Genomic DNA, 14,350 nt, shown 5'->3' with positions numbered 1-14,350 from the left:
GATCAGAAGTGAACACAGATAGGATATGAAGTGAGCAGGGTATTTTTGAATTTTAATTACCAATAAAAAAATAGCCAATTTAGGCTATTTTTTTATTGGTTCTGGATGTTTTGCATAACCAGAGGCACCTTTTGCGATATACCGCAACTGCCACTTCAAACGCTCGGTCAGTTCAGCGCGTTGTGGGGGGTCTTGATCCAAAGCCTCAGCACCAGAGCTAAATACTAAGGTGACCATTGCTTCAGCCTGCATGTGGGCGTGATGGGTATCTACTCCCGTTTCTGTTTCAAGGTAATGAGCAAGCTCTAAGATAAAATGTTTGATTTCTCTAGCCACGGCGGCACGAAACGCAGGTGACGTACCCGAACGTTCACGCAGTAATAAACGAAATTGGTTGCTCGACTGCTCAATAAATTCCATGAAGGTGTGCACAGAAGTATTGATCACGCTACCACCTTTAGCGATGCGACGTCTTGCTTGGCGCATTAATTGTCGCAAGGTTAAACCCGCTTCATCTACCATAGTCAGCCCGAGCTCGTTCATATCCTTAAAATGTCGATAAAAAGAAGTAGGTGCGATACCCGCCTCTCGCGCGACTTCACGCAGGCTTAAATTCGAGAAACTATGCTCAGCACTTAGTTGATTAAATGCCGCTTCGATAAGCGCTTGACGGGTCTTCTGTTTTTGTTGGGCGCGTACACCAGCCATGGACTTTCCCCAATTCGCTTCGAAAAATAAGAACAATAAACCGCAGTCTAAACCTTGACGCAGCAAGAATGAAATACTATTTTAGCGTACAGTTGTACGCTGAAATTAGATTTTGAGATTAATTGATGAAAAAACCACCCATTTTATGGACCAATGTGCTGTTCTTTAGCTTATCGTTTTTAGCTGCGATCACTTTGGTGCCTTGGTATGGCTTTGAATACGGCTATACCACCAGCCACTGGGTAGCTTTTGTTGCCTGTATGTTTTACGCCGGTCTGTCGATCACCGCAGGGTATCACCGTTTATGGGCGCATAAAGCCTATGACGCCCATCCTGTGATTCAAGTTATTTTTGCGTTGGGTGGCGCATTCGCGTTACAAAACAGTATATTACATTGGAGTAGCGATCACCGTGTACACCACGGCCAAGTCGACGACCCAGTAAAAGATCCGTACGCCGCAACACGAGGCTTCTGGTATAGCCATATCGGTTGGATGCTGAGAGATTATCAAGGCGAGACTTACGGTGATTATAATAACGCCAGAGACTTACAACGTAACCCTATCGTGATGTGGCAACACAAGCACTATATGAAATTGGTGTTACTTACGAATATCGGCATCCCGTTAGTGCTAGGTTTATTACTCGGAAATGTGTTTGGCATGTTGTTACTTGCGGGCGTACTCAGACTCGTACTCAGTCAACACTTTACCTTCTTTATCAATTCACTGGCGCACATTTGGGGTAGTCGTCCTTACACCGAAAAAAATACCGCGCGAGACAATGGTTTGCTAGCCCTATTCACTTACGGTGAAGGCTACCATAACTTTCATCATATTTTTGCCAGCGACTACCGTAATGGTATTCGCTGGTATCACTATGACCCAACTAAATGGCTGATCCGCACTTTTGCAGCACTAGGCCTTGCCAGTAAGCTAAAACGCACTCCGGTTGAGCGCATTGAAAAAGCCAAAGCGGAGACCTTGTTGAATAAGACTAAAGTCAGTCTCGCAAAATTGCCTTTGGCGCAAGATAAGCTTACATTGTTACAACAAGAGTATGATTTACTTCTTAAAAAGCTTCAAAACTACTGTACTGTGCAAAAGCAGGTACTCGAAGCGAAGAAAGAGGCAGTACTTGCACAGTGCGAACATTCCGCACTGATGCAACAATATAAAGAGCTAGAACAAGCTTGGGAAAGCCAAAAACAAGCTTGGATTGCACTAAATTCGAGGCTACTGAAAACGGCATAACGTTCAGCGGCCTCAATAACTAAAGGGGTGAGGCCGTGAGCAAAAAAGCTGCAGAAAAAACCGAAACTGTTCCACAATCCTATCAATACGATGCCATTATTATAGGCACCGGACCTGGCGGCGAAGGCGCCGCCATGAACCTCTCTAAAAGTGGTAAGAAAGTCGCGGTTATCGAACGCCAGCATGCAGTTGGCGGTGGCTGCGTTCACTGGGGCACCATTCCCTCAAAAGCGCTTCGCCATTCTGTCAGTCGTTTAATTGAGTATAAAGCGAATCCACTTTATCGTTTTACCGAGCGCCCGCAGCGCCATACCTTTCAAGATATTTTGCACCATGCCAGTGATGTGATCTCAAAACAGTCAACATTGCGTTCTAGCTTTTATGGTCGTAACCGCATCCACTTGTTTCAAGGAGATGCCAGCTTTGTTGACGCGCATACAGTACAAGTCATTCACCAAGATGGTTCGCAAGAGTTACTCACCGCTAAAACCATTGTAATAGCCACAGGCTCGCGTCCATACCGCCCACCAGGCGTTGATTTTAACCACCCTCGCGTCTACGACAGTGACACTATTTTAAGCCTTGAGCATAATCCTCAGCGCGTATTGATATACGGCGCAGGGGTCATAGGCTGTGAATATGCATCAATCTTTAAAGGACTGGGCGCAAAGGTAGATCTTATCAATACCCGCGACCGCTTACTGGCCTTCATGGATGCCGAGATCTCTGACGCACTCAGTTACCATTTTTGGAATAATGGTATTGTTATTCGCCATAACGAAGAGTTTGCGAAAGTAGAGACCCATGACAAAGGGGTTATTGTGCATCTACAGTCTGGCAAGAAAGTACGCGCAGACTGCATTTTATGGGCCAATGGCCGCTCCGGTAATACCGAAACACTCAACCTTGCAAGCGTAGGTCTAAAGGCTGATAGCCGTGGCCAGCTTAAAGTCAACGAACACTATCAAACTGAAGTGGATAATATTTTCGCAGTAGGAGATGTGATTGGCTATCCCAGCCTAGCCAGTGCGGCGTTCGATCAAGGGCGTATTGCGGCCAATGCGATTGTGCATGGTGCCTGTGATGATCGTTTGATCACCGATATCCCAACCGGCATTTACACCATTCCAGAAATGAGCTCTGTTGGTAAAACTGAGCAAGAACTCACCGCTGCGCGCATTCCCTATGAAGTGGGTCGCGCCCAGTTTAAACATTTGGCTCGTGCACAGATCACAGGCACTGAAGTCGGCAGCTTGAAAATTTTGTTCCATGCAGAAACCAAAGAGATATTAGGTATTCACTGCTTTGGTGAACGTGCATCCGAGATCATCCATATCGGCCAAGCCATTATGGAACAAAAAGGAACGGGTAATAATATCGAGTACTTTATCAATACTACCTTTAACTACCCAACAATGGCCGAAGCCTATCGCGTTGCAGCCTTAAACGGCATTAATCGTCTACTGGACTAACGTATCGTATGGCATGAATAAGCGTGACACCTTGGGCGTCACGTTTATTGTTATAAATTAAAACGATACTCCGCACTGAGTCGCCACACATTATCGCTTTGCTTGGGCTTTCCGTTAAAGGCCTCGCGGTTTGCAACTGTGGTTGTCAGACTCAAAAACTCACCGCCCACCAGCCAATTGCTATTAATTCGATACTTCACTGTAGCGGTCAGTGCATGGCCATCACTTTGGTTTGGGTCGAACTGCCAATCATCTTTGTCGATGACTTTGAACTGCTCCCCCCGTAAGGAAAAGCGCCACTCATCACGCTGATGTGTGAGTAGCAAAAACCAACTATTAAAGTCATTATCAACGCCGCGATTGACACCCATGGCGGTATTACCCAGCATGCCTTGTACGAGTATATGCGTCTGCGGGGTTAACTTGTAACGCCAAGCTGCACTAATAAATTTAGTGTCCCACGCATACTGCCCAGTTCGGTAGTTAATCTTACTTGGATCGCCATTATTATCGTACCAATAGACATTGATCTCACTGCGGTTTGAAAATTCGCGATGATATCCAAGATAATAACCAAATCGGCCATCTACTTCCGAAAACGGTTCAACATGCTGTGCTTGATGTTGTAGCTGCGGTGTGTTCAACGACTCTACCGCGGCAAAGGGGAGACTTTCGTTAAACACCGACTGCCTATCATGCACGGTAAAGCCTCGCCATGCGAGTAAAGTGCCAGCCGGATCATTCCCCTTAAAAACACCAAACACACCTTTGAATCCCTGACCTCGGCTACGGCGCGTCTGCGGCTGCTCAATCGCGACTTCACCGCCAAATACCCGCACTTCCTCACCTATCCAAGCGTTAATAGCCGAATACTGGTATGTATAGGGTGATGACCAACCAATATCTGGGTTCTCAATAGAAAACTTCGGATAGAAGCCACCAGCTCGAACAATCAAGCGATGGCCATTTTTGGGTAGTGTTCGATATTGCAAATACAGTTCTGTAAAACCGAGCTTGTCATCTGGGTCTGGCACATACTGTGTTACCCCGTGCAAAGACCAAGCGCTAGCAAAATCTACACGCCAATCAATAGCGCCTCGACTAAGCGTAATATCTGACTCCCCTTTCCCAAAACGCGTAACGCCCCATCCAGGCTGATACCAAGCTTTACGATTATCATCATGCTGCCAGGTCGTTTGCAGTTGCCCTTGTCCAGAAATCTCAACGGCACCTGCTTGCCCTATGGCGAATAATGCCAAAGCGGCGCTTAGCTTAGTAATCATCGAAGCCATCGGAGAAATCCTGAAGTGGAGCAACCAGTGTTTGCTTAATTTGATAGGTAATTGCTTGAGTGTTATTCACGATGGAGAGCGGATGCTGTTCTATTTTGTCTATATTTTCGAATCTTTCATGCCATACATTCAGCTTTAGTGCGCTGGCTTGCTGAGCACCTAGGTCGATTGATACTTTGCCGCTGCTATCCGTTACCGCAAATAATGGGCTATCTACAACCACGATATAACCCAGCATCCAATCGTGAATATTGCAGCCAAGCTCAACCACACCAGTTTGATCAAATAATACTTGTTTCGGGTCATCGCGATACAACTTAAGCTCGAACGGCTTTGCAGCAGAGAACGAATAGACGTGGTGCAGAATAGGATCTAAATTCGGAAACGAGACTTGGGTGCCAGCTTGCACCATCAAGATATGGGGCACAAACGCCTTATCCTTTTGCTCCATTTTATAATCTAGCATCGTTCTTTTGTTATCAAAGCTATCTCCTTGCAACCACACCGCGGCATTCGCGAGCGGCTGTTTATCAGCATCGACTATTTGCACTTCAAGGGCATTGACTAGACCGGCTTGTAGCATTGCCATCACAACAGCAATACGCCCAAAAATTGTTAGGTTTAGCATAAGCAGTTCAACCTATCCTTATTATTTTTCTTAGCTTGTCTACACTAGACCGAGCGGAATAATTATTACATTCATCGCATTTACAGCATGAATACGTATGCAACTTTTACGTGAACGTTAGCATACAACAGTAAGCTTAGCTTATGTGCAAAAGAACACGAATTTTCGTGCCGACAACAAGAAGGAAAAACTATGCGCCCCATGTCACTTTCCCTGATCGGATTAAGCTTGTTTACGACTACGAGCTTTGCCGCATCTTTAGCTGTGAGTTCGCCAGATGGCAAAATCACTTTTACCTTGAGTGATGATAATAGCCAGCCGACCTACCAAGTCAGCTTTAACAACAAAACCATTATTCAACCGTCTAAACTTGGTTTTGATTTCGCAACAGCTGCATCGATGCGCGATGGCTTAAGTATCACCACACATCAGCGTAATAGCGTCGATAGCAGTTGGCAACAGCCTTGGGGCGAAGCCCGAGTGATCCAAGATAAGCACAATGAGCTTGCTGTCACCTTTGCTAAGCAGGCAGACAAATCGCCGCAATATACTGTGCGTGTAAAAGTATTTGATGACGGTGTCGGCTTTCGCTATGAGGTTGCTCAAAATCAAGCGCTTAATATCACCAGAGAATTGACCGAATTCGCCTTTGCACAAAGTGATAAAAGTACAGCGTGGTGGATCCCTGCTCGTGGCTGGAATCGCTATGAATATGTATACAACACCACACCACTGCACGATGCCCCACATGTGCACACCCCATTTACTTTAAAGAATCAAGACGGGGTTCATATCAGTGTGCATGAAGCGGCCCTAATTGACTATGCGGGCATGACCTTAAACCAGCGTCGCCCAGGAACATTTGTTGCCGATCTAACACCTTGGTCAGACGGCGTTGCTGTCAAAACCAATGGTAAGTTCAATACACCTTGGCGCACCCTGCAAATAGGCGATGAAGCCACCGACTTGTTGAACTCTCACCTTATTTTAAACCTCAACGAACCAAATAAGCTCGGCGATGTATCTTGGGTTGAGCCGGGTAAATACATCGGCATTTGGTGGGGCATGCACATCAACAAAAATACCTGGGGCAGCGGCGATAAACATGGAGCGACTACGGCGCGTACTAAAGAATATTTGAGCTTTGCCGCTGACCATGGCTTTGATGGCGTGTTGGTTGAAGGGTGGAACATCGGCTGGGATGGCGACTGGTTCTTCAACGGTGATGTCTTTAGCTTTACCGACGCCTATGCTGACTTTAATATTGATGAAATAGCCAAGCACGGAGAAAAAGTAGGTACACGCCTAATAGGTCATCACGAGACGTCTGGTAACGTCAGCAACTATCGCAATCAAATGGAGGCGGCTTTCGCACTCTACGAAAAAGCAGGCGTTCGCCAAGTTAAAACCGGTTACGTAGCCGATGGTGGCAACATCAAACGCATTGATGCCAAGGGCAATGCCAGATTCGAATGGCACGACGGTCAATTTATGGCAAATGAGTACTTAGACAACGTCAAACTTGCGGCCAAGCACAAGATCAGTATCAATACACATGAACCAATCAAAGATACCGGCCTGCGTCGTACCTATCCAAACTGGATCGCGAGAGAGGGTGCAAGAGGGCAAGAGTTCAACGCATGGGGCACGCCACCAAACCCACCAGAGCATGTGCCAATGCTTGCCTTTACCCGCATGTTAGCAGGCCCTATGGACTTTACTCCGGGTATTTTTGACATGGGCTTCAACGGCCTTGGCGATAAAACCAACCGCCCACAAACCACCCTCGCCAAACAATTAGCGCTTTATGTTGTGCTTTATAGTCCAATTCAAATGGCGGCCGATTTGCCAGAAAATTACCTCGCTAAGCCAGATGCTTTTCAGTTTATTAAAGACGTACCCACCGACTGGGAACACAGTATCGCACTTGCAGGAGAAGTGGGTGACTATGTTGTCTTTGCCAGAAAGGAGCGCAAGCATAAACAATATAGTGGTAACGATTGGTTCTTAGGCGCAGTAACTGACGAGGAAGCAAGAGAAATTCCTATTACTTTAGATTTCCTTGAGTCAGGTAAAACCTTTGAAGCGCAAATCTACGCGGACGGTAATAAAGCCGAATGGAAACAAAACCCGTATGAAATGAATATTTACCGCAAAAAGGTAACAAGTGCCGACAAACTGATATTAAAACTGGCTGCTGGCGGCGGCGTTGCTATTCGTTTTAAAGCGCTTTAAACATAAGGTGACTACCCAACAGCTGGGTAGTCACCGCTTTAATCTGTACATTTAGTAAACTATACAGTAGGGTGAAATAGTCTATTAAGACATTCTTATTTCAAAGGAAAATAATATGAAACTTACCCTAGCAAAGAAAAAACTAAAACAATTAGACTATCAACAGAGTCAACTAGCCGCAAAGCTCACACCGCAAGCAGCCGGTGGTAGAGGACCAGAAACCGGCGTTATGTGCGAAACGACTAATAACGATTACTGGTGCCAACGTCCAAGTTCACCGGCTGTTACCTGCAGCGTAATGGAACGCTGTTTATAAGCATTTCCCACCATATATAGGCTAGATATTATAAAAATATGTAGTTAGCCTATTTCTCAGTCAAACTCTCTATATGCTCAACGGCCAGCTCTCACTCGCCGCCGAGCTGAGTTATAAGTAATAATTTACTGACATTGATAGCTTGGTGTTACACCATTAGCAACTTCCCATTTCGCTGTTAATAGCGACGCAGGGCCATTACTGTCATGGGATAGCTCCCAATTCATAATGCCACCGGCATTGAGCTTAGCGTACTGCGTTTTTGCGCGGATCGTCGGGATACCATTGTAGTAGCTGCTACCATCACTATCGCGACAGGCATTGGCAGGGTTCTCCTGCAGTAAGGTGCGATACGCTTTCCAAGTAGGTCTTGCATAAAATGGTACGCCTAATACCGTTTTTTCTTTACTAAGCCCACGACCTTGCCAGTAAGCTATTGAGTCTTTGGCGTATTGCATAGAAGCATGATCAGTATTGTTCGCGTCGTACGCCATCAAATTTAAAAAGTCGATATCTTGGAATACAGATTCCAACACGCCACCACCAGTATAACCAAGCGCCACCACAGCTGCCGTCAAGAATTTACCTCTGGCGCGTAACTCAACGCTTAGTTCCTTCATCAGTAATGCATAGTTATTTGCTGAAGCACCGGGATCTGGATATTCCCAATCCATATCAACACCATCTAGATTATGCTGCTCTACAAACGCAATGACCTCTTGCACGAAACGGGCTCTACCTTGCTGTGAACTGGCGAATGTCTCGAATGCACTATCGTCCCCCCCGTTCCAGCCACCAATGGCAATTCCCACTTTCACATTGTTGGCATGAGCCGAATTTACTAGCGCTGTCATTTTGCTCAAATTTTCAAGTGGTCTCAGTGTGCCATCTGCATTGGGTAGTAAAAATGAGTAATTGATATGGGTGAGTTTATCAAACTGAATATCACTCACGGCACCCTGCCAACTTGGAAAGTAGCCGACAATTTTAAAATTAGGGTCGCCAGGAGGAACCTCGTCAGACACGACACTGAAGTTCACCGCACTCGATTCACCTCGTGCCCCAGACACATCAGTTGCAGAGACAGTTAATGCGCGATTACCTAGCCCCTGCGCTTGCCACATCACCTCATAAGGTGCACTGTTGTCAGAGGCGACCAGCGTGCCATCGAGATAGAATTCAACACTGTCGATAGCCGTGTTTTGCGGATGGCTTACCGCCGCAGCTAGGCTAACTGATGAACCCACTAACACTCGTGCGTTACTGCTTGGAGAGGTGACCGAAACCTGGGGCAATGGCGTTACAGGATCACAACTACCGTTTGCTTGCCAGACATCATAAGTATTAGAATTTTGCGCTGGGTTTTGGTTTTGTGTCCACCATTTCGCGGTGTATTTAGCTGACTGATAGGTGACAGCATCACCACCTGTATATACCTGCTGTGATTGCCATTGCGTTAAGTTGCTACAGTCAACCGCCAGTGCAACTTCCATCGCGCCCAAGAGCGGAAGTGCAATTAATAAATTTGTATATTTCATTACCTTTTTCCATGTTGTATGTCGGCTAAAGCAAGTCGTGCCGAGTTTAAATAAATGTTAACTTGCGATTCTAGCCTACCAGCATGGACAAATTTCGTACAACCCAACTCACTACGACCTTAGTCTAATGAAATAACCCCTCTCTTTAGGCCATTATTCGTCCTTGATTATGCTCGTTTATAAAATGTCCAACTAGTGCAGCGAGACTGTACAGATAAGGCTTAGCTCAGTATGCTTGCGGGTTTAGGCGCTATAAAGAGAATAATTAAGAGATGAGTACGGCATTTTCAAGACGATTTGTAACCTTAGTCGAGCAATTTGCAGGCGGCAATAAGCGCCAATTTGCCCAGTTAACAGGTAAATCCCCTTCCCATATTTACCGTATTTGTCGCGGCTTAAGTCGCCCTTCAATGATATATCTTGAGCACCTTTATAGCCTATTTGCCGTTGATCTGAACTGGTTACTTACCGGTGAACAACCCTTAGATAAACCACAAGGTCAGCTTAAAGATGAACTTACCCTCATACCTAAACTTGATATTGAGGCCAGTGCAGGTATGGGCAGTGTAATTGGTCATGAAGAAGTTACCGAGCAGTTTGCACTCAACCGTCGTTGGCTAAACTCCCATCTTGGCGTGTATTCAGAGAAGCTCGCCTTTGTCTCTATCCGTGGTGATAGTATGCAGCCCACGTTGCTAGACGGCGACATGGTACTCGTTGACCTTTCACAGAATCAACCCAGTAAAGATGCGGTTTATATCATTCAAACAGAAGAGGGTCTCATGGCTAAGCGAGTGCAACAAAAGCACTCTCAGCTCAAAGTGATCAGTGATAACCCTGATTACCCGAGCTGGGAGATCACCGCTGATAATGCCGACAGTCACGGCATTGCAGGGCGTGTTGTTTGGTGTGGTCGCAGTATCTAAACTGCAATGTCACTATTCGTGTGATGCTGGAGCATCACACGGATTTAGCCAGCTTTTCCTGCACATTGGCTGTATTCACAAATTGACTCAACACCAATGAGCACACCGCAAGTGCAGCACCAAAGTAAAACACTAAGGATTGATCGTATAACCATACTAAGCCAAAGCTTGCTGGGATCACTACTGCTGCAATATGGTTAATAGTAAAGCTAACCCCTGCTGTTGCTGCGATATCTTCTGGCCGAGCAATTTTTTGAAAATAAGTTTTGAGTGCAATGGCCATCGCAAAAAACAGATGGTCGATGACATAAAGCGCTGCTGCAAAGCTTGCTGACTCTACCAATGCATAACCAATAAATACAAAAATGAGTCCCACATATTCGATTGTCAGTGTTTTACGCTCACCAATATGCCCAATCATTTGACCAATTTTGGGGGCGATAAATATGTTTATCAAATGATTCAACATATAAAGCGCGGTGATCTGTGCAACATCAAAACCAAATTTTTCCACCATTAAGAAACCCGCAAACACCATAAATATTTGTCTTCTCGCGCCCGAGAAGAAAATCAAGGCGTAATATAGGCTGTACTCTTTTCTCAAAATGAGCTTTTTATGCTGCGTAGTATGCATTTCAAAGGTTGGAAAGCCGATAAACATAAATAGCGCAATGATAAAGCCAACCCCTCCAATAAGCAGATACATCCACTGATAGTCTGCGGAGAAGTAGCTAAAACCCAGCCATATTACCGCATAGGTGATCAGAGAAGCGATGGATTTAATAGAGAGCAAGATACCTAGTTTGGCCGGTGCCTCATCTTTATTGAACCATTGTAAACTGAGAGATTGATTCAGCGTCTCGAAATAGTGAAAACCTATCGACATTAACACTGTAGTTGCATACAAACCATAAATAGTAGGCAACAAGCCGGTAATGGCGACGCCAAGCGACAGCAAACATAAACTGATCAGTGCGAAGGTTTGCTCCTTTAACACCAATAAAACAAACACCGCTGTAAACGCTAAAAATCCGGGGATCTCACGCAGAGATTGCAACATTCCCATATTAGCGCCATTGAAGTTTGCGGCTTCAATCGCAAAGTTATTGAGCATGGCCATCCAGCCTGCGAATGTAACTGCCATAACAATGGTAGCGAGCACTAAGAAATTAAAAGGACTTTGCCATCCTTGAGAGGCATTCTTCATGATTATCTCCACATAAAGCACAACTATTAAAAAGTTATGGCTATAATATGGCCACACGTCAATTTCAGATATACACAATTATGCCAAGTTTTTTATCAAAACAGACAACTTCTCCTTGGCGTATTCAACCCAAATATAAGCGCTTCTTAAAGCCAACACTTGGCCGGCCAATCCTGCCAAGAGCGGTAAAAAAAGCAGAGTGGGAGCATGTTCAACGGCACCAACATGAGTGGGGACAGCTTGCATATACAAGCAATGGAGTCATTACAATTGTGACTCCTGAAGGCACTTTCGTGATCCCTCCCGACCAAGCTTTGTGGCTACCTCCTGGCCTTCCACATGAGACGTATTGTCGCTACGGTGGAGATTTTCGTAGTGTCTATATCGACAATAAATACACCGAGTTGCTAGGGAATAAAGCGAAGCTAATTGCGGTAGATGAACTACTGAAGCAATTTATACTGGAGATCTGTACTTGGCAGGAAGAGTACCACCTAGATGAAAAAACAGAGCGATTTATTACGGTCTTTATTGATAGGCTAACGTCAGCTGCAACGTGCCACTTTTTTATTCCAAGTGCACAGGATGCTCGGATCTTACCCATTGTGACCGAGCTACATACAAATCCAGGATGCAAAATAAGCTTGGAGGCCTGGAGTGATCAAGTCGGCGCATCAACCCGGACACTCAACCGCTTATTCCACAAATGTTTTATGATGGGCTTCAGTGATTGGCGCCAAAAACTAAGAGCTATCAAAGCAATTGAGCTTTTGAAAGATGGATATTCTCAGCAACAAGCAGCCGAATATTTGGGTTTTGAATCTACCGCCGCATTTAGCAATGCGTTTAAAAAAGTCTTTGGCAAACCACCGGGACAGTACATTAAAAAGTAATGGTAATTTGGGATCAATAAATACTTTCCCACAGAATATTATGAATTCACAAATCGGCGGGTAAACCGTCTCCCACGATACATGTTTATACTGTGGTGGGAGCGAGTCTATGGTAGGAGCGAGTTTACCTCGCGAGATTTTTAAATCTCAAATCTCTATACCCCAAACAGCAAAAAAACCCGTCGCATTACTGCAACGGGTTTTTCTTATAAGGCCCTGACGATGTTCTACTTTCACATGGGAAGCCCACACTATCATCGACGCTGTTTTGTTTCACTTCTGAGTTCGGCATGGGGTCAGGTGGGTCCAAAACGCTATGGTCATCAGGAAATTCTGTTCATTAATGAAGTATCCTTCATTAATATAAATCCGGAAAAAGCTATTAAATTCTTTGTCTACTTTAGTCTATTAACTTCTGTCGCTTATAAACCACTTTGGCGTTGTATGGTTAAGCCTCACGGGTAATTAGTACGAGTTAGCTTAATGCCTCACAGCACTTCCACATCTCGCCTATCAACGTTGTAGTCTTCAACGGCCCTTCAGTTGACTCTAAGTCAAAGTGAGAACTCATCTCGAGGCCTGCTTCCCGCTTAGATGCTTTCAGCGGTTATCAGTTCCGAACGTAGCTACCGGGCAATGCAATTGGCATCACAACCCGAACACCAGCGGTTCGTCCACTCCGGTCCTCTCGTACTAGGAGCAGCCCCTCTCAATTCTCAAACGCCCACGGCAGATAGGGACCGAACTGTCTCACGACGTTCTAAACCCAGCTCGCGTACCACTTTAAATGGCGAACAGCCATACCCTTGGGACCGACTTCAGCCCCAGGATGTGATGAGCCGACATCGAGGTGCCAAACACCGCCGTCGATATGAACTCTTGGGCGGTATCAGCCTGTTATCCCCGGAGTACCTTTTATCCGTTGAGCGATGGCCCTTCCATTCAGAACCACCGGATCACTATGACCTACTTTCGTACCTGCTCGACGTGTCTGTCTCGCAGTTAAGCTTGCTTCTACCATTACACTAACCGTACGATGTCCGACCGTACTTAGCAAACCTTCGTGCTCCTCCGTTACTCTTTGGGAGGAGACCGCCCCAGTCAAACTACCCACCAGGCACTGTCCTCAACCCCGATTCAGGGGCCTAAGTTAGAACATCAACACTACAAGGGTGGTATTTCAAGGTCGGCTCCACAGAAACTAGCGTTCCTGCTTCAAAGCCTCCCACCTATCCTACACATGTAGGGTCAATGTTCAGTGCCAAGCTGTAGTAAAGGTTCACGGGGTCTTTCCGTCTAGCCGCGGGTACACAGCATCTTCACTGCGATTTCAATTTCACTGAGTCTCGGGTGGAGACAGCGTGGCCATGGTTACACCATTCGTGCAGGTCGGAACTTACCCGACAAGGAATTTCGCTACCTTAGGACCGTTATAGTTACGGCCGCCGTTTACCGGGGCTTCGATCAAGAGCTTCGCCTAAGCTAACCCCATCAATTAACCTTCCGGCACCGGGCAGGTGTCACACCGTATACGTCATCTTACGATTTTGCACAGTGCTGTGTTTTTAATAAACAGTCCCAGCCACCTGGTCACTGCGGCTCTCGTTTGCTTACAGAGCAAGTCCTTCACAAACAAGAGCGTACCTTCTCCCGAAGTTACGGTACAATTTTGCCTAGTTCCTTCACCCGAGTTCTCTCAAGCGCCTTAGTATTCTCTACCTGACCACCTGTGTCGGTTTAGGGTACGATTCAGTATGAACTGAAGCTTAGAGGCTTTTCCTGGAAGTAGGGCATCAACAACTTCACCACCTTAGTGGCTCGTCTCGACTCTCAGCCTTRGCAACCCGGATTTTCCTAAGTCACCAGCCTACAGCCTTTCACA

At 45.8% G+C, this 14,350-nt stretch carries 11 protein-coding genes and 2 rRNA genes (1 of these 13 cut by a window edge); 6 read left to right on the top strand and 7 right to left on the bottom strand.

Going from position 1 to position 14,350, the window contains the following annotated elements; translation table 11 throughout:
- Positions 1-84 precede the first annotated feature (84 nt).
- Positions 85-708, bottom strand: a complete 624-nt coding sequence (gene fabR / locus PNC201_RS00585; RefSeq protein ID WP_010374371.1) for an HTH-type transcriptional repressor FabR — start codon at positions 706-708, stop codon at positions 85-87.
- A 125-nt stretch (positions 709-833) separates the two neighbouring features.
- On the opposite strand from fabR, the gene PNC201_RS00580 reads away from it, so the two are divergent.
- Both PNC201_RS00580 and sthA read left to right on the top strand, forming a co-directional pair.
- A complete protein-coding gene (locus PNC201_RS00580; protein WP_010374369.1) occupies positions 834-1,961 on the top strand; it encodes an acyl-CoA desaturase in 1,128 nt (375 codons plus the stop codon).
- Between the two features lie 35 nt (positions 1,962-1,996).
- Positions 1,997-3,433: a Si-specific NAD(P)(+) transhydrogenase gene (gene sthA, locus PNC201_RS00575; protein ID WP_102055852.1), complete on the top strand. Its 1,437-nt coding sequence runs from the start codon at positions 1,997-1,999 to the stop codon at positions 3,431-3,433.
- Between the two features lie 50 nt (positions 3,434-3,483).
- On the opposite strand, the gene PNC201_RS00570 is transcribed toward sthA, so the two are convergent.
- Together PNC201_RS00570 and PNC201_RS00565 are read right to left on the bottom strand one after the other, a co-directional pair.
- On the bottom strand, positions 3,484-4,725 hold the full coding sequence (locus tag PNC201_RS00570; RefSeq protein ID WP_102055851.1) for a hypothetical protein: 1,242 nt from the start codon (positions 4,723-4,725) through the stop codon (positions 3,484-3,486).
- Positions 4,706-5,353, bottom strand: coding sequence for a methylamine utilization protein (locus tag PNC201_RS00565; RefSeq protein ID WP_102055850.1), 648 nt, complete (start codon positions 5,351-5,353; stop codon positions 4,706-4,708). The genes PNC201_RS00570 and PNC201_RS00565 overlap by 20 nt, the downstream gene beginning before the upstream one ends.
- A gap of 201 nt (positions 5,354-5,554) precedes the next feature.
- On the opposite strand from PNC201_RS00565, the gene PNC201_RS00560 reads away from it, so the two are divergent.
- Positions 5,555-7,588 (top strand): glycoside hydrolase family 97 protein, encoded by a 2,034-nt coding sequence (locus PNC201_RS00560; protein ID WP_199539670.1) that lies wholly within the window; start codon positions 5,555-5,557, stop codon positions 7,586-7,588.
- A gap of 115 nt (positions 7,589-7,703) precedes the next feature.
- Positions 7,704-7,904 carry a hypothetical protein gene (locus tag PNC201_RS00555; RefSeq protein ID WP_010604304.1) on the top strand — a complete coding sequence of 67 codons (201 nt, stop codon included), beginning with the start codon at positions 7,704-7,706 and terminating at the stop codon, positions 7,902-7,904.
- Positions 7,905-8,029: 125 nt separating this feature from the next.
- Here PNC201_RS00555 and PNC201_RS00550 read toward each other — a convergent pair whose 3' ends face one another.
- On the bottom strand, positions 8,030-9,442 hold the full coding sequence (locus tag PNC201_RS00550; RefSeq protein ID WP_102055848.1) for a glycosyl hydrolase family 18 protein: 1,413 nt from the start codon (positions 9,440-9,442) through the stop codon (positions 8,030-8,032).
- A gap of 272 nt (positions 9,443-9,714) precedes the next feature.
- Here PNC201_RS00550 and PNC201_RS00545 point away from each other — a divergent pair, with 272 nt between their 5' ends.
- Complete coding sequence (locus PNC201_RS00545) at positions 9,715-10,368, top strand: XRE family transcriptional regulator (RefSeq protein ID WP_010604302.1); 654 nt, start codon at positions 9,715-9,717, stop codon at positions 10,366-10,368.
- A gap of 34 nt (positions 10,369-10,402) precedes the next feature.
- Here the strand turns inward: PNC201_RS00545 and PNC201_RS00540 are convergent, their stop codons facing one another.
- The gene (locus tag PNC201_RS00540) at positions 10,403-11,575 is read right to left on the bottom strand and encodes an MFS transporter (protein WP_102055847.1); all 1,173 of its coding nucleotides are present in this window, start codon (positions 11,573-11,575) and stop codon (positions 10,403-10,405) included.
- Between the two features lie 47 nt (positions 11,576-11,622).
- On the opposite strand from PNC201_RS00540, the gene PNC201_RS00535 reads away from it, so the two are divergent.
- Positions 11,623-12,468, top strand: coding sequence for an AraC family transcriptional regulator (locus PNC201_RS00535; protein WP_233525196.1), 846 nt, complete (start codon positions 11,623-11,625; stop codon positions 12,466-12,468).
- A gap of 214 nt (positions 12,469-12,682) precedes the next feature.
- Here PNC201_RS00535 and rrf read toward each other — a convergent pair.
- Together rrf and PNC201_RS00525 are read right to left on the bottom strand one after the other, a co-directional pair.
- Positions 12,683-12,796 (bottom strand): 5S ribosomal RNA (gene rrf, locus PNC201_RS00530).
- A 116-nt stretch (positions 12,797-12,912) separates the two neighbouring features.
- Positions 12,913-14,350: ribosomal RNA gene (locus tag PNC201_RS00525) — 23S ribosomal RNA — on the bottom strand (it continues 1,447 nt past the right edge of the window).

Source organism: Pseudoalteromonas sp. NC201, from assembly GCF_002850255.1.
Classification (GTDB): Bacteria; Pseudomonadota; Gammaproteobacteria; order Enterobacterales; family Alteromonadaceae; genus Pseudoalteromonas.
This window is presented reverse-complemented; position numbering and strand designations above follow the sequence as displayed.